The following is a 22,912-nucleotide window of genomic DNA, read 5'->3' as shown; positions in this document are numbered from 1 at the left end:
CGTGGGCTCGCTGAACATCGAGAACGTGAAGAAGGCCTTTGGGCCGGTCGAGGTGCTGAAGGGCATCAACCTCGAAGTGAACGACGGCGAGTTCGTTGTCTTCGTCGGGCCGTCCGGCTGCGGCAAGTCGACCTTGCTCAGGGTCATTGCCGGGCTGGAGGACTCGACCTCGGGCCGCGTCGTCATCGATGGCGCGGACGTCTCGGCCACGCCGCCGGCCAAGCGCGGCATCGCCATGGTGTTCCAGACCTATGCGCTCTATCCGCATCTGACGGTGAAGAACAATATGGGCCTCGGCCTCAAGCAGGCCGGCACGCCCGCCCCGGAGATCGACCGCCGCATCGGCATCGCCTCGTCGATGCTGTCGCTGGAGCCCTATCTCGAAAGGCGGCCGGCCGAACTCTCCGGCGGCCAGCGCCAGCGTGTCGCCATCGGCCGCGCCGTGGTGCGCGAACCCAAGCTCTTTCTCTTCGACGAGCCGCTTTCGAACCTCGATGCAGCACTGCGCGTCAACACGCGGCTGGAGATCGCGCAGCTGCATCGCCGGCTGAAGGCGACGATGATCTACGTCACCCACGACCAGGTCGAGGCGATGACGCTGGCCGACAAGATCGTGGTGCTCAACGCAGGGAAAATCGAGCAGATCGGTGGCCCGATGGAGCTCTACAATTCGCCGGCAAATGAGTTCGTCGCCGGCTTCATCGGCTCACCAAAGATGAATTTCGTCGACGGCGCCAGGCTCGGCGAAACCGCCAAGACCATCGGCGTGCGGCCGGAACATTTGACCGTCGATCCGAAATCCGGCGCCTGGAAGGGAACGGTGGTGCATGCCGAGCACCTCGGCGCCGACACTAATCTGTATCTCGATTGCGAGAAGGCCGGGCTGATTACGGTCAGGATTTTTGGGGTGTACGATGCAGAACCGGGAGCCACGCTCTATGCGACGCCGGATCCGGCGAAGACGTACAGGTTTGGGGCGGATGGCAAGGTGCTGAAGTAGACACACCGGCGCTCCTTTCCTCTCCCTCCGGAGGGGGGAGAGGTGGCGCCGCGAAGCGGCGACGGAGTGGGGGAAGCCGCTTCCCCCGAGCACAGTCGCCGAAAATTAGGCACGACCCAGTGAGCGCCTAGTCTCTCGCCGAGCAGTCGACCCCCACTCCGTCGAGCTTCGCTCGACACCTCTCCCCCGATCGACGGGGTAGAGGAAGGGCGCCAAGCCGTCTTCGCTCCTTCAGGAGCCCACAAGAGCAGAAGGTAAGAGCTCCTGCCTAAACGTCCGCCTTGAACGTCTGCTTCTGCTGGCCCAGGCCCTCGATGCCCAGTTCCACCACATCGCCGGCCTTCAAAAACACCGGCGGCTTCATGCCCAGCCCGACGCCGGGCGGCGTGCCGGTGGAGATGATGTCGCCGGGGTGCAGCGACATGAACTGGCTGAGATAGGAAACCAGATACTTGACGCCATAGACCATGGTCTTGGTCGAGCCGTTCTGCATCGTCTTGCCGTTGACGGTCAGCCACATTTTGAGGTTCTGCGGATCGGCCACTTCGTCCTTGGTTACCAGCCATGGGCCGGTCGGGCCGAACGTGTCGCAGCTCTTGCCCTTGGTCCACTGGCCCTGCCGCTCGGCCTGGAAGGCGCGCTCGGAGACGTCGTGGGCAACGCTGTAGCCGGCGACATAGTCGAGCGCATCGGCCTCGCTGACATATTTGGCGGTTTTGCCGATGATTACGGCCAGTTCGACTTCCCAGTCGGTCTTCTCCGAGCCGCGGGGGATCAGCACGTCGTCATCCGGCCCGACAATGGCCGAGCTTGCCTTCATGAAAATGATCGGCTCCGGCGGCACGGTGGCGCCGGTTTCGGCGGCATGGTCGGAATAGTTGAGGCCGATGCAGATGAACTTGCCGGTGCCGGCAACGCAGGCGCCGAGGCGCGGGCTGCCGGAAACCGCCGGCAGCGACTTCGGATCGAGCTTGGCCAGTGCCGCCAGCGATGCCGGGTCGAGCGTCTTGCCGCCGATATCGGTGACGTGAGCGGAGAGATCACGGATCGTTCCATCCGCATCGAGCAGGCCGGGACGTTCGCTTCCCACCTCGCCATAGCGCAGCAGTTTCATCTAAATCCTTCTCCTGATTGCGGCCTCGTGGCCTTTTGCAAACTTTCCGCCAAGGCGATTGCGCCTTCAAGGAACGGGCGGACCGTACCCATCGACCTGACTACGGACAAGCGCGATCGCCATACAAGATAGCCGGCGCGCGGGATTTTCAGACTCTTCGATCCCCTGTCAAACGCCGGGAAAGGGCCGGATCGTCCGGCTCGGCAAGATTTCCGCAGTCAGATCGACCAGCCGCCATCGATATTGTAGGCCTGCCCTGACGTATAGGTGGCGCCGGCCAGATAGACGGCGAGATCCGCGATCTCCTCCGGCGTGCCGAGCCGGCCCATCGGCTGGCGGGCGATGAAGGCTGCGCGGGCGGCATCGTAGTCGCCTTGCGCGTGCATGCGGTCCTGCAGCGACGGGCTCTCGACCGTGCCGGGGCAGATGGCGTTGCAGCGTATACCCTTGCCGACATAGTCGGCGGCGATCGCCTTGGTCAGGCCGATGACGGCGGCCTTGGTCAGGCCATAGACGAAGCGGTTGGGCACGCCCTTGGTCGAACTGGCCAGCGAGGCCATGTTGATGATCGATCCGTCGCCGCGTTCCAGCATGCCGGGCAGCACGGCCCGGCTGGTGCGGATCATGGCGCGCACATTGAGGTTCAGCGCGAAATCGAGGTCGCCGTCCTTCATCTCCAGGATCGAGCCCGCATGGACGAAACCGGCGCAATTGAACAGCACGTCGACGACATCGATCTCGGCAAAGGCGGCGTTGACGGCTTCGTCGTTGAGTACGTCCAGCTTGCGGGTCTTGATCCCCGGCGTCCTGGCGAGTTCCGCCAGCAGTGCCTCGTTGATGTCGGTGGCGTGGACGATGGCGCCAGCTTTTGCGAACGCCAGTGCGCTGGCCTTGCCGATGCCTTGCGCCGCTGCCGTGACGACAACGACCTTGCCTGCCAGATCCGCCATGCTGTTCTCCTCGTCCGCTGGGATAGTCCGGGTCTACCTGCGGCTGGCCAAGGCGTCATGTGCCAGTCACGCGTGATCGTGCAGCCTGCGCCGCTGACCGTTCACTGATAAAGATGTTTTTTCTCGTTAAAGAACATCTGTCCGTGCGTCAACCCCGAACCGTCTCAACGGCGCGGCGGGACATCAATCGCCGTAAGGCACCCAGACATTCTTGACCTCGACGGCGCGGCGCAGGAAGGCGTCGCCGGCGGCTTCGTCGGATGCCCAGTCGAGGCTGCGGCCATTGCCGCTCCAGACGCGCTTGAGGTTGCCGATGGACTCTGCCTCCGCCTTGGCGCAGGTCTCTGCGTCGGCGAACACCCAGAGCCCGTCGACATCGTCATGCTTGGCCAGCACGCCGGCGAGTTCGGCGCTGCGACCGGTGACGATGTTGATGGCGCCTGAGGGAATGTCGGAATATTCGATGACCTGGTAGAGATCGGTCGCCAGCAGCGGGTAGCGCTCCGACGGCACCGCGACCACGGTGTTGCCCATGGCCAGAGCCGGTGCGACCAGCGATATCAGGCCGAGCAGCGGCGAGCTATCGGGGGCGACGATGCCGACGACGCCGACCGGTTCATGAAGCGCCAGCGTCACGGCACGCGCCGGCGGCTGGTGCACGCGGCCCTCGAACTTGTCGGCCAGACCGGCATAGAGGAACAGCCGTTCGATGGATTGTTCCACCTCTTCCCGCGCGGCCTTGGGCGTAGCGCCGGTCAATTCGGTGAGACGGGCGGCGAACTCGCCGGCACGGCCGGAAAGATTCTCGCCCAGATAATAGAGCACCTGGGACCTGTTATAGGCGGTCGCCTCCGGCCAGGCCTTGGCACCGCGGGCGGCAGAGACGGCATCGCGGATATCCTTGCGGCTGCCGAGCCCAACCTCGCCGGCAAGCTTGCCCTTGGCGGTGGCGATGGCGAGCGAATAATTGCCGTCCGGCCGTACCTGCTTGCCGCCGATGAACAGCTTTGCGGTGCGGTCGATCGTGTCGCCGTCCGGCTGCTCGACTGGCTGTGCGGAGGTCGTCGCCGGCTTGATGACCGGGCCGAGCGGCAGCTTTGCCGTGAGATATTCGAACATGCCCTCGCGCCCGCCCTCGCGGCCGAAACCGCTCTCGCGGTAGCCGCCGAAGCCGCAGGCGGCGTCGAACATGTTGGTGCCGTTGACCCAGACCACGCCGGCCTTCAATTGCGGCGCGACGTGCAAAGCAAGGTTGACGTTCTCGCTCCACACCGAGGCGGCGAGCCCGTAGCGCGTGTTGTTGGCTAGCTCGATCGCTTCCTCGGTGTTGCGGAAGGTCATGGTCGCCAGAACAGGGCCGAACACCTCTTCTTGTGCCAATATGTTAGCCGGCGAAACACCTGTGGCGAGCGTCGGCAGATGGTAGTAGCCGGAAGACGGCAGCGCCGCATCCGGCTGCCAGCAGACGGCGCCCTGCCTGGCACCTTCGGCAACCAGGCCCTTGACGCGGTCAAGCTGGGTCAAGTCGACCAGCGGGCCGATATCGGTGTTCTTGTCGAGCGGGCTGCCGACGCGCAGCCGGCTCATCCGCGTCTTGACCTTGGCGATCAGGGCGTCGGCGATGCCTTCCTGCACCAGCAGCCGCGAGCCGGCGCAGCAGACCTGGCCCTGGTTGAACCAGATACCATCGACCAGGCCTTCGACGGCGCTGTCGAGATCGGCGTCTTCGAAGACGATGAAGGCCGATTTGCCGCCGAGCTCCAGCGACAGTTTTTTCCCTGACCCGGCGGTAGCCTTGCGGATGATCTTGCCGACCTCGGAAGAGCCGGTGAAGGCGATCTTCTGGATGCCGGGATGGTTGACGATTGCCGCGCCCGCTTCCGGCCCACCCTGGACGATGTTGACGACGCCTTTCGGCACGCCGGCGCGTTCGCAAATCTCGGCAAACAGGATAGCGGTCAGCGGCGTGAACTCGGCCGGCTTCAGCACCACGGTGCAGCCGGCGGCGAGCGCCGGCGCGATCTTCCAGGCCAGCATCAGCAGCGGAAAGTTCCACGGGATGATCTGGCCGACCACGCCGACACCCCTGTGGCCGGGGAAATCCTTGTCCAGCGCCTGCGCCCAACCGGCATGGTGGATGAAATGGCGGATCGCCAGCGGCACGTCGATGTCGCGGCTTTCACGGATCGGCTTGCCATTGTCGATTGTCTCAAGCACCGCGAACAGGCGCTGGTGGCGCTGCATGGCGCGGCCGATGGCATAGAGCACCTTGGCCCTGACATAGCCTGAGGCTGCCGACCACTTCGGCAGCGCCTTGGCGGCGGCCGCAACCGCCGCGTCGATATCGGCGGCATTGGCGTCCGAGACGTTGGCCAGCAGCTTGCCGGAAGACGGCTCGCTGGTCTTGAAGGTCTTGCCGCCGGACGCGGCTTTCCAGTCGCCGCCGATGAACAGCGCCTTGCCGAAATCGCGCGCGGCAAGCCAGGCGTCGGCCTCGTTGCGGGCTTCCGGCGCCGGGCCGTATTCCATGGCGTGGTAGCGGTCGAGAATGTTCATTGGGCGCCTCCTTCACCCCTCCCACTTGTGGGAGGGTCGATCGGCTTGCCGATCGGGGTGGGGGTAAATCTCTCAAGCCATCGCGTGGCGATGATTGGCCGAATAGTGTCCCGTCAGATGGTGCTCGAGCTGGCGCTCGATGTCGGTCAAGAGGCTCGACGCGCCGAAGCGGAACAGGTCTGGCTCCAGCCATGGCCGGCCGAGCTCTTCCTTCATCAGCACCAGCCAGTCGAGCGAGGCCTTGGCCGTGGATATGCCGCCGGCCGGCTTGAAGCCGATGAGATAGCCGGTTTCCTCGAAATAGGCCCTGATGGCGCGGACCATGGCGAGGCCGACGGGCAGCGTCGCGTTGACGCTTTCCTTGCCGGTCGAGGTCTTGATGAAATCGGCGCCCGCCATCATCGCCACCATCGAGGCCAGCATGACGTTGCGCAGCGTTGCGAGGTCGCCGGTGCCGAGGATGACCTTCAGATGCGCGTCACCGCAAGCGGCGCGCATCGAGACGATCTCGTTGTAAAGCTCCCGCCACTTGGCCCCGAACACCAGGCCGCGCGGGATGACGACGTCGATCTCGTCGGCGCCGTCGCGGACCGAGGCCTCGATCTCCTGCAGGCGGGTCGACAGCGGCGTAAGGCCATGCGGGAAGGCGGTGGAGACGGCGGCGACATGGATGCCGGTGCCGCGCACCGCATCGACGGCGGTGGCAACGAAGGGATGGTAGACGCAGACGGCGGCCGGGCGGATGGTTTCACCTGATATGCCGAGACCCTCGACAATGTCGCGGCGGAACGGATTGATCGCCTTGGCGCAGAGCCGGCGCACGCGCTCCTCGGTGTCGTTGGAATTCAGCGTCGTCAAATCCATGCAGGCGACGGCGCGCAGCAGCCAGGCCGCCTGGTTGTCGGCCTTTATCGAGCGCCGCTTGGTCAGGCTGGCGACGCGCCGTTCCAGCGCCGAGCGATTGACGCTGCGCACCGATTCCATGAAGCCGAGGTCGAGCTTCATGCCTGGATTGCGCGCAATGCGATGGTCCGGTGGAACGGCTGTGTTGGCGGCGGCACGCGCCGGCAGCGGCGTCACCTTGGACGAGCCAACATCGGCTTCGCGGATTGTGCTGCTCATCTCCTGCCCTTTCATTCAGCGACGTGTGCCGAAGATAGCCCGTGAAGTCGTATTTCACGAGTCCTGCAGACGGTGATATCCGAAAAAGGCCGCGAAAGCAGCAGTTTTTGACCGTGTGGTCAAAAACGCAGACTTCGAAATGTCAGGTGCGGCTCAGCCGACGAAAGCGCGCTCGACCACGAAAGTCGCCGGGTGGCTCAGCGAACCTTCCTCGAAGCCGAGGCTTTCGGCCAGTTCCTTGACGTCCTTCAGCATATGCATCGAGCCGCAGATCATGATCCGGTCGGTTTCCGGGTTGAGCTTGTCGATGCCGAGATCGCTGTAGAACTTGCCGGAGCCGATCAGCGCGGTGATGCGGCCCATGCGTGCCGATTCCTCGCGGGTCGTCGAATTGTAGAGCGTGACGCGCCCGGTGGTCAGCTCGCCGATCAGCGGGTCGCTTTCCAGCGCCGCGACCAGTTCCTGGCCATAGGTCAGCTCGGCATTGTCGCGGCAGGTATGGGTCAGGATCAGCTGATTGAATTTCTCGTAGGTGTCGGGGTCGCGCAGCAGGCTGGCGAAAGGCGCGATGCCGGTGCCGGTCGAGATCATGAACAGCCGCTTGGCCGGCGTCAACGCGTCGACCACCAGCGTGCCGGTCGACTTCTGGCGCATGATGATCGTGTCGCCGACCTGGATCTTCTGCAGCTCGGAGGTCAGCGGACCATCCGGCACCTTGATCGAGAAGAATTCCAGCTCTTCGTCCCAGGCCGGGCTCGCCACCGAATAGGCGCGGTACACCGGCTTCTCGGCATTGGGCAGGCCGATCATGACGAACTCGCCGGAGCGGAAGCGCAGCGACTGCGGACGGGTGATGCGGAACGAGAACAGCCGATCGGTATAGTGCTTCACCGAGACGACGGTCTCGGCATAGACGTTGGCCGGTATAGGGAACTGCAGCGGTCGGGCGCCGACGGTGTTGAGAGCGGATGTGGTGTTCATCAAATCCAACCTTCTGGCCCAGCTTACGGACGCGGGCGCCAAACTTTCACCTGCGCGCCCGGACCATTCAGGTCCCGGCGTGCTGTTCGCACACTGCAAAGCGGCAAGCTCTTGTGTCCGGAATTTATTAGTATACAAACGATATTTGCGTCAAGATGCTCCCTTAAAACAGCTTTCCAAACTGGCGCATATCCGTAGTCCGCGCATTTCGGGTTTCGACGATGGAAGAGAATATTTCGGCGCAAGCGCGCAATTCCCGGGGAAATGTCGTCGCCGGTATCGATGTCGGCGGCACCTTCACCGACCTGCTCCTGATCGACGGAAGCGACGGCGGCCGGGTGTATCTGGCCAAGACGCCGACCACGGTGGACAACCAAGCTTTCGGTGTGGTTTCGGCACTCGGCGCCACCGGATTTCCGATCGGCGGCATCGACCTCATCGTGCATGGCACGACCACCACCACCAATGCGGTGCTGGAACGCCGGCTGGCGAAAACCGGCATGATCACCACGCGCGGTTTTCGCGACGTGATCGAACTGGGCCGGCGCACGCGGCCGCAGGCCTATGGCATGACCGGCAGCTTCGTCCCGATCATTCCTCGCAATCTCAGGCTCGAAGTCTCGGAGCGCGTCGAAGCGTCGGGCGCGGTGCGCACGCCGCTCGACGAGACCGAGATACGCGACGCCGTGCAGACGCTGATCGCGGCCGGTTGCGAATCCCTCGTCATCCATTTCCTGCATTCCTACGCCAACCCGGCACATGAGCGGCGCGCCGTCGAAATCGCCGCCGAACTCTGGCCGAACGGCTACATCACGGCAGGCCATGCGCTGCTGTCGGAAGCGCGCGAATTCGAACGCGGCGTGACCGCTTCGGTCAACGCCTCCGTGCAGCCGATCCTCGAGCGCTACGTCGAGCGGCTGCGCAAGGAATTGGGCGCGAAAGGCTATGCCCGCGACTTCCTGATCATGAACGGCAATGGCGGCATGATCTCGGCCCGCTTCGTCACACGTGAATCGGCCAAGACGGTCATGTCCGGCCCGGCCTCCGGCGTCATCGCCGCCGCCTACACGGGAAAACGCGCCGGCTTCGAAAACCTCGTCACCTATGACATGGGCGGCACCTCGACCGACGTGGCGCTGATCCGCAATGCCGAGCCGGCAGTCTCGAACGAGATCGAGATCGAATATGCGATGCCGATCCATGTGCCGATGGTGGCGGTGCACACGGTCGGCGCCGGCGGCGGCTCGATCGCCCGCGTCGATGCGGCCGGCCTGATTCAGATCGGTCCGGAAAGTGCCGGCGCCAATCCCGGCCCGATCTGCTACGGACGCGGCGGTCTCGAGCCGACCATCACCGACGCCAATCTGGTGCTCGGCCGGCTGGCGCCGAAGAAGCTGCTGGCGGTCCAAAATCCCGTCACATCAGAGCGCGTCACCGGCATTTTCGAAGACAAGATAGGCAAGGCGACCGGCCTGTCCGGCGTCGAGGCGGCGGGCGCGGTGCTGCGGCTCGGCAACATGAAGATGGCGGGCGCCATCCGCATGGTCTCGGTGTCGCGCGGCCATGACCCTCGTGATTTCGCGCTGTTCGCCTTTGGCGGGGCCGGCCCGCTGCACGCAACGGCCCTGGCGCGCGAACTCGGCCTGCCCCGGGTGCTGGTACCGGCGCGTCCGGGCATCACCAACGCACTTGGCTGCGTTGTCGCCGACCTGCGCCATGACTTCGTCAACACCATCAACCAGCCGGTGGCGGTGCTCGACGAAACTCAGCTTCATACTGTATTGGAACGCCACCGGAACGAAGGCGAAGAGCTGATCGGCAAGGAAGCGGTGAAGCCGGAGACGATCCGCGTCACGCACTCCGCCGACATGCAGTTTGTCGGCCAGACCCACATCATCAACGTGCCGCTGCCGTCCTCATCGGTGACGCGGGCAACGCTGCAGCAGCTTTTCGAAAAGGCCTATTTTGCCCGCTTCAAGGTCGAACTGCCGGAAATCCGCGCCAACCTCGTCAATCTCAACACCTCGGTGACGGGCGTCCGCCCGTCGATAGACCTGTCGCGCCTGATCGACCCGGCTGGGCGCGCAACAACGCTCGACGAGGCGCGGCGCGAGATCCGGCCGGTCTGGTACAGCGGACGCTGGCACGACACGCCGGTATACGCGCGCGAAAAACTGCCGCTCGACGCTGAAATCGAAGGGCCGGCGATCCTCGAACAGATGGACGCCACCACCGTGCTCGAGCCCGGCGACCGCGCACGCAGCGACGCCGACGGCAACATCATCATCGACATTGGCGAGGCCTGAGATGCCAAATCTTGATAGGGCAAAGCTCGACGCCATCACCCTTTCGGTCCTGCAGGCGGCACTGCAGCAGGTCTGCGACGAGATGGACCTGACCTTCTCGCGCGCCGCCTTCTCGCCTGTCATCGCCGAGGCCAATGACCGCTCCGACGGCATCTATTCGGCCGTCGATGGTTCGCTGATCGCGCAAGGCAGCCAGGGCCTGCCGGTGTTCGTCGGCGTCATGCAATATTCGACCAGGACGGTGATCGAGATGATCGCCGATGGCCGCTGCTTGGCCCCGGAGCCGGGCGACATCTACATCGTCAACGATCCCTATCTCGGCGGCACGCATCTGATGGATGTGCGCTTTGCCATGCCGGTCTACCGGGACGGCAAGATTTTCTGCTGGCTGTCCAATACCGGCCATTGGCCTGACATTGGCGGCTCGGTGCCGGGGGGATTTTCAGCCTCGGCGACTGCCGTGGAGCAGGAAGGCCTGCGACTGCCGCCCGTAAAACTGTTCAAGAAGGGCGTGCTCGATCCGGAGATCTACGCCATCATCTGCTCCAACATCCGTGTCGCCGACCAGCGCATCGGCGACATCCGCGCCCAGGCTGCGGCACTGCTGATCGGTCAGGACAGGCTCAATGGGATCCTGGATCGTTACGGTGATGAAACGGTTGTCGAGGCGATCGCCGAACTGCGCCGCCGCGCGGCCGAGCAGATGCGCGCCAACATCTCAGCCATTCCCGACGGCACCTACCATTCCAAGGCGTTTGTCGATTCCGATGGGGTGGTCAACGAGCCGCTGACCATCGCGCTCGCGGTGGAGAAACAGGGCAATACGCTGACCTTCGATTTCACCGGCTCGTCAAAGCCCTGCGCCGGGCCGATGAACAGTGTGCTGGCGACGACCTTGTCGTCGGTCTATCTCGCCATGCGCCACATTTTCCCTGATGTGCCGATCAGCGCCGGTGCCTTCGAACCGCTTGAAGTCAAGCGGCCGGAAGGCACTTTCCTCGACGCCAGATATCCACGCCCGGTCTCGGGCTGCGCGGCTGAAGTGTCGCAGCGCATCGCCGAAGCGGTGTTCGCGGCGATGGTGCAGGCGTTGCCGGACAAGGTGACGGCGGCGCCCGCCGGCTCCAGCGGCAATTTCGCGCTCGGCGGCAACGACCCGGCGCGCGGCCGCGATTACGTCATGTACCAGATCTCCGGCGGCGGTTACGGCGGAAATTCAGGCCATGACGGACTGACCAATGGCTGCTCGACCATCGGCATTTCCAAATCGCCGCCGGTCGAGATCATGGAACAGGCATTCCCGGTGCTCTACCGCCACTATGCCTTGCGCGAAGGTTCAGGCGGCGCCGGCAAGCATCGCGGCGGTTTCGGCCTCGCCTATGAGGTCGAAATCCTGCGCGGCGACGCCCGTGCTTCTTTCGTCATGGATCACGGCCGTTTCGGCCCCCAAGGCGCACTCGGCGGCAGGGATGGCGCGGTCAACATGGTGACCGTCTTCCGCAACGGCGAGGAACATGTACCGCCGCATTTGTCCAAGGAGCAGGACATCGCGCTCAAGGCCGGCGACCGCGTGCGTGTCGGCACGCCGGGCGGTGGCGGCTACGGCGATCCGCTGCAGCGCGATCCGGATCTGGTGCTGCGCGACGTGGCGTTGGGTTACTATACGGTCGAGGAAGCCAACGAAAAATTTGGCGTTGTCCTCTCGGCAGGCGAACTCGGCATCGACCGGACAGCGACGAACAAGCAGCGCGCCGGCTAACGCACGACCAATCGTGAGGGCTTGGTCCGCTCGCCGCGCCGCGATCGCCGCAGCGCATGTCGTTTCCGTCTCCGCCGGGATCATGAAAGCCCGTAGACTTCCCGCTTTCAACGGGGAACTCGAACATGCGTCTTTTCGGTCGTTCCGTGCTTGCCGCTTCCGTCGCTCTCACCCTTGCCACGGGCGCCGCCTCCGCCCAGGACAAAAAACTCAGGATCGGCACCGAGGGCGCCTATCCGCCCTTCAATTACGCCAGTGCCGACGGCACGCTGGGCGGCTTCGACATCGACTTGGGGAAGGCGCTGTGCGCCGAGATGAAGGCCGAGTGCGAGTTCAGCGTGCAGGATTTCGATGGTTCCATACCGGCGCTGCAGGCCGGCAAGTTCGACGCCATCATCAACATCACCATCACGCCCGAGCGGGCCGAGAAGATCGAGTTCACCCACAAATACTACCAGACGCCGCCGGCCATCGCCGTACCGAAGGATTCGACCATATCAGGCACCTCGCCGGACGATCTGAAAGGCAAGGCGCTCGGCGTGCAGGCCGCGACCATACACCAGAAATTCGCCGACCAGAAATATGCAGGCTCGACGGTCAAGGCCTATCCGACGGGCGACGATGCCCGCACCGACATGGCCAATGGCCGCCTCGACGCGATGATGGACGGCTCGATCATCCTGACCGAGTGGTTGAAGAAGCCAGACGGCGCCTGCTGCAAGCTGCTCGGCACGCTGACGGCCGATCCGGCCATACACGGCCCCGGCGTCGGCATCGCCCTGCAGAAGGGCAACAAGGAGTTGGCCGACAAGCTCAATGCGGCCATCGACGCGCTGCGCGCCAATGGCAAGTACAAGGAAATCAACGACAAATACTTTTCCTTCGACGTCTACGGCAGCTGAGAACGACAACAAATGCCTTCCGGCAGCGCTGCCTGGCGCTGCCGTTTTTCATGAACGATGGAGATTTCCTTGGCTGAGCGGCGTTCCCCTTTCTACAGCAGCATCGTCGGGCTGGGCGCGACCATGGGTCGTGTCGGGGGCGATTTCATCTCGGCCAAAACTTATTCCGGCATTGCCGACGAGCACCTGAACACCCGCAGGAATGTCGGCGTGCAGGATCTCAGCACGATGGGCAAGATGGATATCAAGGGGCCGGAGGCCGAGGCGCTGGTCAACCATGTCATCGTCAATAATGCCGCTGCCATGAAACCGGGCCAGGTCCGCTATTCCACGGTCTGCCGCGAGGATGGCGGCATCATGGACGACCTCACCGTGTTTCGGTTGGGCCCGGAGCACTTCATGCTGGTGACCGGCTCGGTCAACCGCCTGAAGATGCTGCCCTGGCTGCAGCATCACGCTCAGGGCCGCAAGGCCTATGTCACCGACATCACGGCGGCCATCGCCTTCCCGACCATCCAGGGTCCGCGCTCGCGCGAACTGCTGAAAGCGTTGATCGCGGATGCCGATCTGGATGGACTGAAGCGCTGGTCGTTCACGTCGGGCCATATCAACGGCACGAGAGTACTGATCTCGCGCACCGGCGTCACCGGCGAACTCGGCTTCGAACTGTTCGTGCCGGCCGACGAGGCGGCCTCTCTCTGGGACGCGCTGATGCGCACCGGCCGTGACTTTGGCCTGAAACCCTATGGCGTGCTGGCGATGTTCACGCTGGGCCTGGAAAAGGCCTATCCGGCGCACGGCATCGACATGGACGAGACCCGCACCCCGTTCCATGTCGGCCTCGACCGCTGGATCAAGTTCGACAAGGGCGATTTCATCGGCCGCGAAGCTTTGCTCAAGGTTCGCGACAAGGGCCTCGACGAGCAATGGGTCGGACTGATCCTCGACGGCGACAAGCCGGCCGCGGCCGATGCCAGGATTCTGGCCGATGGCGAGGACGCCGGCATCGTCACCTACAGCGACCACGGCTATTCCCTCGGCAAGGTGCTGGCCACCGCGCATCTGCGGCTGCCGTTCACGGCTGTCGGCACCGAATTGAGCATTGATATCGGTGGTAAGCCGACGCGTGCGGTGGCGGCGCCGATACCCTTCTTCGATCCGGAAGGGGCGAGGTTGCGAGGTTAGCTGACCCCCATCGGGTGTTTCGGCCATTCCCAAGGTATGCGGGCCGTCAACCCAAGCGACCGTCGAAACTTCCGCGGTAGCCGGAACGATCAGCTCTCGCCGTCGATCAGCGTCTCCAGCAGATCGAGCAACTGCTCGAGCTTTTCGTGGCCGAAGCGCTGTTCGATGTCGTCATAAATGACGCGACGCTCCGGCGACAGGGCGTCGATCAGGGCGGAACCGGCGGGCGCAATGGTTAGAACGACGCGTCGGCCGTCGCCTTCGGCCTTGTTGCGGGTGATGAATTTGCGGCCCTCGAGCGCCTTGATGATGCGCGTCAGGCTGGGCGGCAAAACCGAGGCGCGGTCGGCGAGTTCCGTCGCCTCGACCGGGCCGGCTTCGCTCAGCACGCGCAGCACGCGCCATTGCTGTTCGGTCACGTCATGCGCCGCAAGCATCGGCCGAAACCGCGCCATCACCGCTTCGCGGGCATGAAGCAGCGCCATCGGCAGGGAACGACGGGTGTTTTCAGGCAGCAAGAAAAGAGCCTCCCACGCTTGCGATCGAAAACAGGCCTTCCCTCAGCCGAATCCGCCTGCCAGGGCCCGTTGCTGCCATCCCGTATCGTTGCGCCAAGGCCGATGCAAGACTTGACTTCGTCGGCGCTGCATGTAATTAACGCGTTAACTACAACAAAAGCAATAGACCAGGGAAACGCCGTGCCACACTTTTCCATCGAGTATTCAGCCAATCTCGATGCCAGGGTCGACATGGGCGAATTGTGCGCGCTGGTGTTGCGCACCGTGCTGGACACCGGGCTGTTCGAGACCGGCGCCGTGCGAGTGCGGGCCTTTCGCGCCGAGGCTTACGCGATGGCCGACAGTCTGCCGGAAAACGCCTTTCTCGACATGTCGTTCCGCATCGGCACCGGCCGCAGCCCTGATGAGAAGAAGCGGACCGGCGAGGCCGTCTTCGCGGCGGTGAGCGAATACCTTGCCACCCTGTTCGAGACCCCGCATTTCGCCCTGTCGCTCGAAATCCGGGAAATCGACCCGGAGCTGAGTTGGAAGAGAAACGCAATCCACCCGCGACTGCGCGGCAAGTGACGGAACCCGATATGTCCGACCTGCAAGGCAATCTGAACAAGGCCGAGGCCTATCTGGCCCGCTTCAAGCGCGACGGCGTGTTGAACCAGATCGGCGGCGAGGCGGTACCGGCGCTCGACGGCGCGACGTTCGAAACGCTGTCGCCGGTCGACCTGAAGCCGCTGGCAAGCGTCGCGCGCGGCGGAGCCGCCGACATCGACCGCGCCGCCAGGGCAGCCAAGGCTGCGTTTCCGGCCTGGGCCGCCATGCCGGGCGAAGCGCGCAAGAAGCTGCTGCACAGAATCGCCGACGCGATCGAGGCGCGTGCCGAGGAGATAGCCTTCGTCGAATCCATGGATACCGGCCAGGCGCTGAAGTTCATGGCCAAGGCGGCGTTGCGGGGTGCCGAGAATTTCCGCTTCTTCGCCGACCGTGCACCCGAAGCCCGAGACGGCGAGACGCTGCGGACGTCCGGCCAGGTCAACATCACGACGCGCGTTCCGATCGGCCCGGTCGGCATCATCACGCCGTGGAACACGCCGTTCATGCTGTCGACCTGGAAGATCGCACCGGCGCTGGCGGCCGGCTGCACCGTGGTTCATAAGCCGGCTGAATTCTCGCCGCTGACCGCCCGCCTGCTGGTCGAGATCGCCGAGGAGGCCGGCCTGCCGAAGGGTGTCTGGAACCTGGTCAACGGCCTGGGTGAAGATGCCGGCAAGGCGTTGACCGAGCATCCCGACATCAAGGCGATCGGCTTTGTCGGCGAGAGCCGCACCGGCTCGATGATCATGAAACAAGGCGCCGACACGCTGAAGCGCGTGCATTTCGAGCTTGGCGGCAAGAACCCGGTGATCGTCTTTGCCGACGCTGATCTCGAGCGCGCCGCCGACGCCGCCGTATTCATGATCTATTCGCTGAATGGCGAACGCTGCACCTCGTCGTCGCGGCTGCTGGTCGAAGCCTCGATATATGAAAGCTTCACCGCCAAAGTCGCGGAGAGGGCGAAGCGCATCGTCGTCGGCCACCCGCTCGATCCGAAAACGGTGGTCGGGCCGCTCATCCATCCGGTGCATGAAAAGAAGGTGCTGTCCTATATCGAGATCGGCAGGTCGGAGGGGGCCACGCTCGCCGTCGGCGGCGGCAAGGTCGATGGGCCGGGCGGCGGCTGTTATGTCGGCCCGACACTGTTCACCAACGTCACCAACGGCATGCGCATTGCGCAGGAGGAGATTTTCGGGCCGGTGCTGAGCGCCATTCCCTTCAACGACGAGGCCGAGGCGCTTGCGCTGGCCAACGACACGCAATACGGCCTGACCGGCTATCTCTGGACCTCGGACGTCACCCGCGCCTTCCGCTTCACCGATGCGCTGGACGCCGGCATGATCTGGGTCAACTCGGAGAATGTGCGCCATTTGCCGACACCGTTCGGCGGCGTCAAGAATTCCGGCATCGGCCGCGACGGCGGGGACCATTCCTTCGACTTCTACATGGAGACGAAGAACGTAGCCTTTGCGACGACGGCGCACGCGATCCAGAAACTCGGCGGCTGACCGGAGGAAATCAGATGCCCTTGCCCAAGCCCAATCTCTACCCCGCCTTCAACATCGTGCGCCTCAGCCATGTCGAGCTGGCCGTCACCGACCTCGCCAAATCCCGCGCCTTCTATGTCGATACGCTCGGCCTGCAGGTCACCGACGAGACATCGGACACCATCTATCTCAGGGCGCTGGAGGAGCGTGGGCACCATTGCATCGTGCTGAAGAAGGCGGCCACGGCAGAAGCGCGCGACCTTGGCTTCAAGGTCTTCTCGGATGAAGACCTCGACAAGGCAGTGCATTTCTTCAAGGACAAGGGCCTGCCGGTGGAATGGGTCGAGCGGCCTTACCAGTCGCGCACCTTCCGCACCCGCGATCCGCACGGCATTCCGCTTGAATTCTACGCGGAGATGGAGCGGCTGCCGCCGATCCACCAGAAATATGCGCTGTACAAGGGCGTCAAGCCACTGCGCATCGACCACTTCAACTGCTTCTCGCCGAACGTCGACGAGTCGGTCGCCTTCTACAACGAGCTCGGCTTTCGCGTCACCGAATACACCGAGGATGCCAGCAGCGGGAAGCTGTGGGCGGCGTGGACGCACCGCAAGGGCGGCGTGCACGACATCGCCTTCACCAACGGCATCGGGCCGCGCCTGCACCATGTCGCCTTCTGGGTGCCGACGCCGCTCAACATCATCGACCTGCTCGATCTGATGGCAACGACGGGCTATTTGCCGAACATCGAACGCGGCCCCGGCCGGCACGGCATTTCCAACGCCTTCTTCCTCTATGTCAGAGACCCGGACAACCACCGCATCGAGATTTACTGTTCGGATTACCAGACGGTCGATCCGGACCTCGAGCCGATCAAATGGGACCTCAAGGACCGGCAACGCCAGACGCTGTGGGGCGCGCCGGCGCCGAAAAGCTGGTTCGAGGAGGGCAGTGTGTTTGCCGGAGCGAAGGCACGCCAGCCGGATTTGGCGGCTTCGCCGATCATTGCGCCGTGACGATGAACCTTACGAGGAGACACGGATGACTGGACATGGCCGGCTCGCCACCTTCACAGTCGGCGGCAAGGCGCGCTATGGCGCGATCACGAGCAAGGGCGTCATCGACCTGTCGGCTCGTTACGGCCAATGGCCGACGCTGCGTGAAGTGATCGAGGCCGGCGCCTTGCGGCGGCTGGCGGAAGCGGCCGAGGCCTTCGCCGCAGATTTCCCGCTCGACGCCATCGCCTATGAAATCCCGATCCCGTCACCGGAAAAGATCATCTGCGTCGGCGTCAACTATCCGGACCGCAACGAGGAGTACAAGGACGGCCAGGCAGCGCCCTCCAACCCGTCACTGTTCATCCGCTTCCCCCGATCTTTCGTCGGCCATGGCGCGCCGCTGGTGCGGCCGCCGGAATCACCGCAGCTCGACTATGAGGGCGAGATCGTCATCGTCATCGGCAAGGCCGGCCGGCGCATTGCCGAGGCCGACGCGCTCGGCCATATCGCGGCGCTCTCGCTGTGCAATGAAGGCACCATCCGCGACTGGGTGCGGCATGCCAAGTTCAACGTCACGCAAGGCAAGAATTTCGACCGCAGCGGCTCGATCGGCCCATGGCTGGTGCCGTTCAGCGAAGAGGCGCAGATCGCCGATATCGCGCTGACCACCCGCGTCAATGGCGAGTTGCGCCAGCAGGACCGCACCAGCCGGATGATTTTTTCCTTCCGCAAGATCATCAACTACATCTCGACCTTCACCACGCTGGTGCCGGGCGATATCATCGTCACCGGCACGCCGGCCGGCGCCGGCGCCCGCTTTGAGCCGCCGATCTGGCTGAAGCCCGGCGCCGTGATCGAGGTGGAGGCCGAAGGCATCGGCGTGCTCAGAAACGGTGTCGTCGACGAGGCAGCGCAATGACCCCGGAACAGGTGGAGGACGCCGCGGCACGGCTGTTCGAGGCCGAGCGGTCGCGCCGCCAGATCCGTCTGCTCAGCCTCGATTTTCCCGATGCGACGATGGAGGACGCCTATCGCGTGCAAGCGGCGCTGGTGGCGCGCAAGATCGATGCCGGGCTGAAGCCGAAGGGCTGGAAGATCGGGCTGACATCGAAGGCAATGCAGTACGCGCTTGCCATCGACACGCCGGATTCGGGCGTGCTGTTCGACGACATGTTCTTCCATGACGGCGCGACGGTGCCGGCCGGCCGCTTCATCCAGCCGCGCGTCGAGGCCGAGATCGCCTTCGTCATGAAGGCGCCGCTGAAAGGCCCCGGCGTGACCATCTCCGACGTGCTCCACGCCACCGACTACATCACACCGGCGCTGGAAATCCTCGATACGCGCATCGAGCGCGTCAATGCCGAGACGAAGAAGGTGCGCACCTTCTTCGACACGATTTCCGACAATGCCGCCAATGCCGGCATTGTCACCGGCGGCCGGCGGCAACGTCCTGATGAGGCCGACATGCGCTGGATCGGTGCCATCGTCTCGCGCAACGCCGAGGTCGAGGAAACCGGGCTCGGCGCCGGCGTGCTCAACCACCCGGCCATGGGCATCGCCTGGCTGGCGGACAGGCTCGCCCGCTACGGCATGTCGATCGCGGCTGGCGAGGTGGTGCTCTCGGGATCGTTCGTGCGCCCGGTCGAGGCGCGGCCCGGCGACACGATCGTCGCCGATTTCGGCAGTTCGGGCACGGTCAGCATCCATTTCGCGAAGGGCTGACGACCCGCCAGTTCTTATCGATCGGCCCTATTCGCCACGCAGATAGGCAATCACCACATCGGCTGCGATGGCCGACATACGCTGGCCGACATCCCTGGTGATGTCGCCTTCGACGCGGCTCTGCACCCAACCGAGGAAAGCAAAGGCGCGCAAGGCCGAAAACAGTGGTAGCGCGGCGATGTCGCGCGCGGTCAGTGCCCGCTCCTGCCGATAGCCGTCGAGCAAAGCGGCCTCGATCAGCGGATAGATCGCCTCATCGCGGTTCTGGTAGAGCGCGACGGCAAGGTCGTACATGTGCCAGCCATGGCCGCAATCGTCGAAGTCGATGATGCGGATCGCGCCGTCATGGACGAGCACATTCTCGCGCACCAGATCGGCGTGGATGATGCCGAAATTGCGGGCGCTGCGTTCATGCTCCGACAGCACCTTCACGGCCTTTTCCCGCGCCTGGAAAACCAGCTCGCGATGAGGGCCGTCGAGGAAGGGCGAGGTCTCGAAGCGGCCCCAATTCGGGTTCGCGCCGAAGAAGCCATCGAAATCCCAGGCATGGCGGGCAAAGCCGGCGGGCGGCGTCCAGGCAGACGTGACATTGTGCATGTGGGCGATGGTTCGGCCCATCGCGGTAAAGACCTGTCTAGCCTGCTCGGGCGTAAAATCCAGCGGCACGCCTCGCGCGCCGACGGCGCGGCCTTCCAGCCAGCTCAGGCAATCGACTTGCCGGGGTTGCATTGAGGCGTTCGCGCTGGCAAGCACGAACAGATCGCCGGCCGGCGTGGCGACCGCAGATGGCGTGGCGATGCCGGCCGATTGCAGAAAGCCCATCCATTGCAGTTCCGAGCGCAGGGCGGCATCCGTGTGATAGCCAAGCCGATGAATGCGCATGGCGGCCGGCTGGCCTGTTGGCAAGATGACGCGAAACACCGCGTTCTCGCGGAATTTCAGCAGCTCCGGCTCACCCTCACGAATACCCCAATGGGCGAGCGCACGCCTGGCAAGCTCGGTGACATCGGCTGCCGTCTCGGGCTCGGATTGCGTGGAAACAGCGTTCACGCCTTCACTCCGCCGACTTCACCCAGCACCTCGTCGAGGACGCCGATCAGGACGTCGGCATTGTCGCGCGAGAACGGCATGGGCGGGCGGATCTTCAGCACATTGCCGTGGATGCCGGTCTTGCCCATGAGCACACCGCGGTGGCGCATGCGGTTGGCGACCTGCTCGGCAATGTCGGGCGCCGGCTCGCGCGTCTCGCGGTCGTGAACCAGCTCGGCGCCGAAGAACAGGCCGGCGCCCCTGACCTCGCCGATGCATTCATGCCGATCCGCCAGCGGGCGCAGCAGCCCAAGCGCATAGGCGCCGACATTACGCGCGTTGGCGACGAGATCTTCCTGCTCGATGACGTCGAGAACGGCATTCGCCACCGCGCAGGAAACCGGGTTGCCGCCGAAGGTGTTGAAGTAGCGGAAAGCGTTGCGGAAGGTCGCCAATGTGTCCTTGGTGGTGACCACCGCGGCGACCGGATGGCCGTTGCCCATCGGCTTGCCCATGGTGACGATGTCGGGCACGAAGCCGGCGCGCTGGTGGCCCCAGAAATGGCTGCCGGTGCGGCCGAAACCAGGCTGCACCTCATCGGCGATGACCAGTCCGCCGACGTCACGCACCGCGCGCATCGCGTCGTCGAAAAATCCGGATGGGAGCGTCGGAAAGCCTTCATTGGCGAGCAGCGGACACAGGATGATGCCGGACAGGCCGATGCCATCCTGCTCCAGCGAGGCGATGGCTTCGCGCACCGCGTCGCCAAAGGCTTTGCCGTTGGCCATCGCATCCTGATGGCGATAGCTGTCAGGCGCCGGCACCAGCCTGACATTGCGGGCGCGGCCACCGACCGGCGGCATGCGGGTGCTGAGCTGCGAAACCGCCGTGGTGTTGCCATGGTAGGTGGCGTCGGTGGCGATGACGCCCATGCGGCCGGTGGCGGCCTGCGCCATGCGCAGCGCGATGTCGTTGGCCTCACTGCCGGTGCAGGTCAGGATGGCGGACGACAGGCTGGCATCGAAGGTCGCGGTCAGCCGCTCGACATAATCAAGGATGGCGGTGTGCAGATAGCGCGTGTGGGTGTTGAGCAGGCTGGCCTGCCGGCACAGGGCTTCGACCACATGCGGGTGGCAGTGGCCGACATGGGCAACATTGTTGTAGGCGTCGAGATATTTTTGGCCATCGGCATCGTAGAGCCAAACGCCTTCGCCGCGCACCAGATGCACGGGCTCGTCGTAGAACAATTGCGATTTCGCGCCAAGCAGGCGCGAACGCCGGCTAACCAGTGCTTCTTGCGGTTGACTCATTGCGTCTTGAAACTCCGTTGTGTCCAGCTAAACCGTCACACCTTCGACAGGCCTGCATCCAATGCTTCGCCGATCTTCGTCACATCGGCAGCGGTGATGATAAGCGGCGGCGACAGGATAATGGCGTTGCCGGAGACACGCAGCATGACGCCGGCTTCGTAGGCCGCCTCCGAAACCACGGCCATGGTTTTCTTGTCGGTCGGCTTCTTGGTGGTGCGATCCGAGACCAGCTCCAGCGCCGCCATCAGGCCCTTGTACCTGACATCGCCGACGATCGCGTGCCTGGCCTTCAGCCCCTCCAGCGTGGCCGCGAGTTCGACGCCCCGTGCCGCAGCGTTCTCGTTCAGGCGAAGCCGTTTGGTCTCGGCAAGCGCCGCCAGACCCGCCGCGCAGCCGACCGGGTGGCCGGAATAGGTATAGCCGTGGCCGATCGCACCAAAACTGGTCTTGTCGGCCTCGAAGACATCGGCGACTTTTCCGCCGATCAAGGTCGCGCCGAGCGGGAAATAGCCTGACGTGATCGCCTTGGCGATGGTCATGAAATCCGGCTTCACGCCGGACAGACGCGAGCCCGACCATGCGCCGGTGCGGCCGAAGCCCGTCACTACCTCGTCGGCGATCAGCAGGATTTCATGGCGGTCGCAGATCTCACGCACCAGTGGCATGAAGCTCTCATGCGGAACGATGACGCCGCCGGCGCCGAGAACCGGCTCCATGATGAAAGCGGCGATGGTGTCGCCGCCCTGGAAGGCGATTTCGTCCTCCAGCGCCTTGGCGCACAGTTTCGCCAGCCGCGCTGGGTCGGTCTCATCGAACGGGTTGCGGAAGGTCCAAGGGGCGGGAATGTGGAAGACGCCGGGCAGCAGCGGCTCGTAGTTGCGGCGGAAATTGGCATTGCCGTTGACCGACGCGCCGCCGAAATGCGTGCCGTGATAGCCCTTCTTCAAGGCGAGGAATTTTGTCCGGTCGGCCTGGCCGCGGATCTTCCAGTATTGCCGCGCCAGCCGAAGTGCCGTTTCGACCGAATCCGAGCCGCCCGAGGTGAAGAAGGTCCGCACCATGCCTTCCGGCTCGAACCATTCGCAGAGTTCGTAGGCGAGTTCGATCGACGGTCCTGTCGAAGTGCCGCGAAAACCGGAATAATAGGGCAGCGCCGAAAGCTGGTCGGCGATCGCCTGCTTGATCGGGTCGCAGCTGTAGCCGAGATTGACGTTCCACAGACCGCCGACGGCGTCGAGCACAGTGTTGCCGGCTATGTCGGTGACCATCACACCCTCGCCTTTCATGATCACCTTCGGCGGGTTGGCCCGCATCTCGGCCGGATGCGCCATCGGGTGCCAGATCGGCTTGGCGTTGGTTTCGGTGAGAAAATTGATGTCGCGCAT

Annotated in this window: 19 protein-coding genes; 10 read left to right on the top strand and 9 right to left on the bottom strand. The window is 64.3% G+C overall.

Annotation, left to right across the window (positions count from 1 at the left end; all coding sequences use genetic code 11):
- The first annotated feature begins 1 nt into the window (after position 1).
- The gene (locus EJ079_RS06420; RefSeq protein WP_127808422.1) at positions 2–1,000 is read left to right on the top strand and encodes an ABC transporter ATP-binding protein; all 999 of its coding nucleotides are present in this window, start codon (positions 2–4) and stop codon (positions 998–1,000) included.
- Positions 1,001–1,268: 268 nt separating this feature from the next.
- On the opposite strand, the gene EJ079_RS06405 is transcribed toward EJ079_RS06420, so the two are convergent.
- From EJ079_RS06405 to EJ079_RS06385, 5 genes are all read right to left on the bottom strand, one after another.
- Positions 1,269–2,114, bottom strand: coding sequence for a fumarylacetoacetate hydrolase family protein (locus tag EJ079_RS06405; protein ID WP_127328023.1), 846 nt, complete (start codon positions 2,112–2,114; stop codon positions 1,269–1,271).
- Between the two features lie 218 nt (positions 2,115–2,332).
- Positions 2,333–3,064 carry an SDR family oxidoreductase gene (locus EJ079_RS06400; protein WP_127808421.1) on the bottom strand — a complete coding sequence of 244 codons (732 nt, stop codon included), beginning with the start codon at positions 3,062–3,064 and terminating at the stop codon, positions 2,333–2,335.
- Positions 3,065–3,247: 183 nt separating this feature from the next.
- A complete protein-coding gene (locus tag EJ079_RS06395) occupies positions 3,248–5,620 on the bottom strand; it encodes an aldehyde dehydrogenase family protein (protein WP_127808420.1) in 2,373 nt (790 codons plus the stop codon).
- A gap of 72 nt (positions 5,621–5,692) precedes the next feature.
- Positions 5,693–6,742, bottom strand: coding sequence for a deoxyribose-phosphate aldolase (deoC, locus tag EJ079_RS06390; protein WP_127380899.1), 1,050 nt, complete (start codon positions 6,740–6,742; stop codon positions 5,693–5,695).
- A gap of 153 nt (positions 6,743–6,895) precedes the next feature.
- Positions 6,896–7,723 carry a ferredoxin--NADP reductase gene (locus EJ079_RS06385; protein ID WP_127397248.1) on the bottom strand — a complete coding sequence of 276 codons (828 nt, stop codon included), beginning with the start codon at positions 7,721–7,723 and terminating at the stop codon, positions 6,896–6,898.
- Between the two features lie 221 nt (positions 7,724–7,944).
- Between EJ079_RS06385 and EJ079_RS06380 the strand changes: the two genes are divergently transcribed.
- From EJ079_RS06380 to EJ079_RS06365, 4 genes are all read left to right on the top strand, one after another.
- Entirely contained in the window at positions 7,945–10,029 is a 2,085-nt protein-coding gene (locus EJ079_RS06380) for a hydantoinase/oxoprolinase family protein (RefSeq protein WP_127808419.1), read from the top strand.
- Position 10,030: 1 nt separating this feature from the next.
- On the top strand, positions 10,031–11,788 hold the full coding sequence (locus tag EJ079_RS06375) for a hydantoinase B/oxoprolinase family protein (RefSeq protein ID WP_127320872.1): 1,758 nt from the start codon (positions 10,031–10,033) through the stop codon (positions 11,786–11,788).
- Positions 11,789–11,913: 125 nt separating this feature from the next.
- Positions 11,914–12,690, top strand: coding sequence for an ABC transporter substrate-binding protein (locus tag EJ079_RS06370; protein WP_127808418.1), 777 nt, complete (start codon positions 11,914–11,916; stop codon positions 12,688–12,690).
- A 69-nt stretch (positions 12,691–12,759) separates the two neighbouring features.
- The gene (locus EJ079_RS06365; RefSeq protein ID WP_245481820.1) at positions 12,760–13,875 is read left to right on the top strand and encodes an aminomethyltransferase family protein; all 1,116 of its coding nucleotides are present in this window, start codon (positions 12,760–12,762) and stop codon (positions 13,873–13,875) included.
- Positions 13,876–13,964: 89 nt separating this feature from the next.
- Here EJ079_RS06365 and hpaR read toward each other — a convergent pair whose 3' ends face one another.
- Complete coding sequence (gene hpaR / locus EJ079_RS06360) at positions 13,965–14,360, bottom strand: homoprotocatechuate degradation operon regulator HpaR (protein WP_127276380.1); 396 nt, start codon at positions 14,358–14,360, stop codon at positions 13,965–13,967.
- A gap of 213 nt (positions 14,361–14,573) precedes the next feature.
- On the opposite strand from hpaR, the gene EJ079_RS06355 reads away from it, so the two are divergent.
- From EJ079_RS06355 to hpaH, 5 genes are read left to right on the top strand one after another with little or no spacing between them, the layout of a single operon-like run.
- Positions 14,574–14,960, top strand: coding sequence for a 5-carboxymethyl-2-hydroxymuconate Delta-isomerase (locus EJ079_RS06355; RefSeq protein WP_127808416.1), 387 nt, complete (start codon positions 14,574–14,576; stop codon positions 14,958–14,960).
- Between the two features lie 11 nt (positions 14,961–14,971).
- The gene (hpaE, locus tag EJ079_RS06350) at positions 14,972–16,489 is read left to right on the top strand and encodes a 5-carboxymethyl-2-hydroxymuconate semialdehyde dehydrogenase (RefSeq protein WP_127808415.1); all 1,518 of its coding nucleotides are present in this window, start codon (positions 14,972–14,974) and stop codon (positions 16,487–16,489) included.
- Positions 16,490–16,503: 14 nt separating this feature from the next.
- Complete coding sequence (hpaD, locus tag EJ079_RS06345) at positions 16,504–17,484, top strand: 3,4-dihydroxyphenylacetate 2,3-dioxygenase (protein WP_127808414.1); 981 nt, start codon at positions 16,504–16,506, stop codon at positions 17,482–17,484.
- 25 nt (positions 17,485–17,509) lie between these two features.
- Positions 17,510–18,385 carry a fumarylacetoacetate hydrolase family protein gene (locus tag EJ079_RS06340; RefSeq protein WP_127808413.1) on the top strand — a complete coding sequence of 292 codons (876 nt, stop codon included), beginning with the start codon at positions 17,510–17,512 and terminating at the stop codon, positions 18,383–18,385.
- Complete coding sequence (gene hpaH / locus EJ079_RS06335; protein WP_127808412.1) at positions 18,382–19,188, top strand: 2-oxo-hept-4-ene-1,7-dioate hydratase; 807 nt, start codon at positions 18,382–18,384, stop codon at positions 19,186–19,188. The genes EJ079_RS06340 and hpaH overlap by 4 nt, the downstream gene beginning before the upstream one ends.
- A 27-nt stretch (positions 19,189–19,215) precedes the next feature.
- Here the strand turns inward: hpaH and EJ079_RS06330 are convergent, their stop codons facing one another.
- Genes EJ079_RS06330 through EJ079_RS06320 form a run of 3 tightly spaced genes read right to left on the bottom strand, consistent with a single transcriptional unit; the run spans position 19,216 to position 22,912 of the window.
- Positions 19,216–20,238, bottom strand: a complete 1,023-nt coding sequence (locus tag EJ079_RS06330; protein ID WP_127808411.1) for a phosphotransferase — start codon at positions 20,236–20,238, stop codon at positions 19,216–19,218.
- A complete protein-coding gene (locus EJ079_RS06325; RefSeq protein ID WP_127808410.1) occupies positions 20,235–21,527 on the bottom strand; it encodes an aminotransferase class III-fold pyridoxal phosphate-dependent enzyme in 1,293 nt (430 codons plus the stop codon). The genes EJ079_RS06330 and EJ079_RS06325 overlap by 4 nt, the downstream gene beginning before the upstream one ends.
- Positions 21,528–21,562: 35 nt before the next feature.
- Positions 21,563–22,912: an aminotransferase class III-fold pyridoxal phosphate-dependent enzyme gene (locus EJ079_RS06320; RefSeq protein WP_127808409.1), complete on the bottom strand. Its 1,350-nt coding sequence runs from the start codon at positions 22,910–22,912 to the stop codon at positions 21,563–21,565.

The sequence above is a fragment of the Mesorhizobium sp. M7A.F.Ce.TU.012.03.2.1 genome, assembly GCF_004006095.1.
GTDB lineage: Bacteria > Pseudomonadota > Alphaproteobacteria > Rhizobiales > Rhizobiaceae > Mesorhizobium.
The sequence above is the reverse complement of the archived record's forward strand: the minus strand, read 5'-3'. Positions and strand labels throughout refer to the sequence as shown.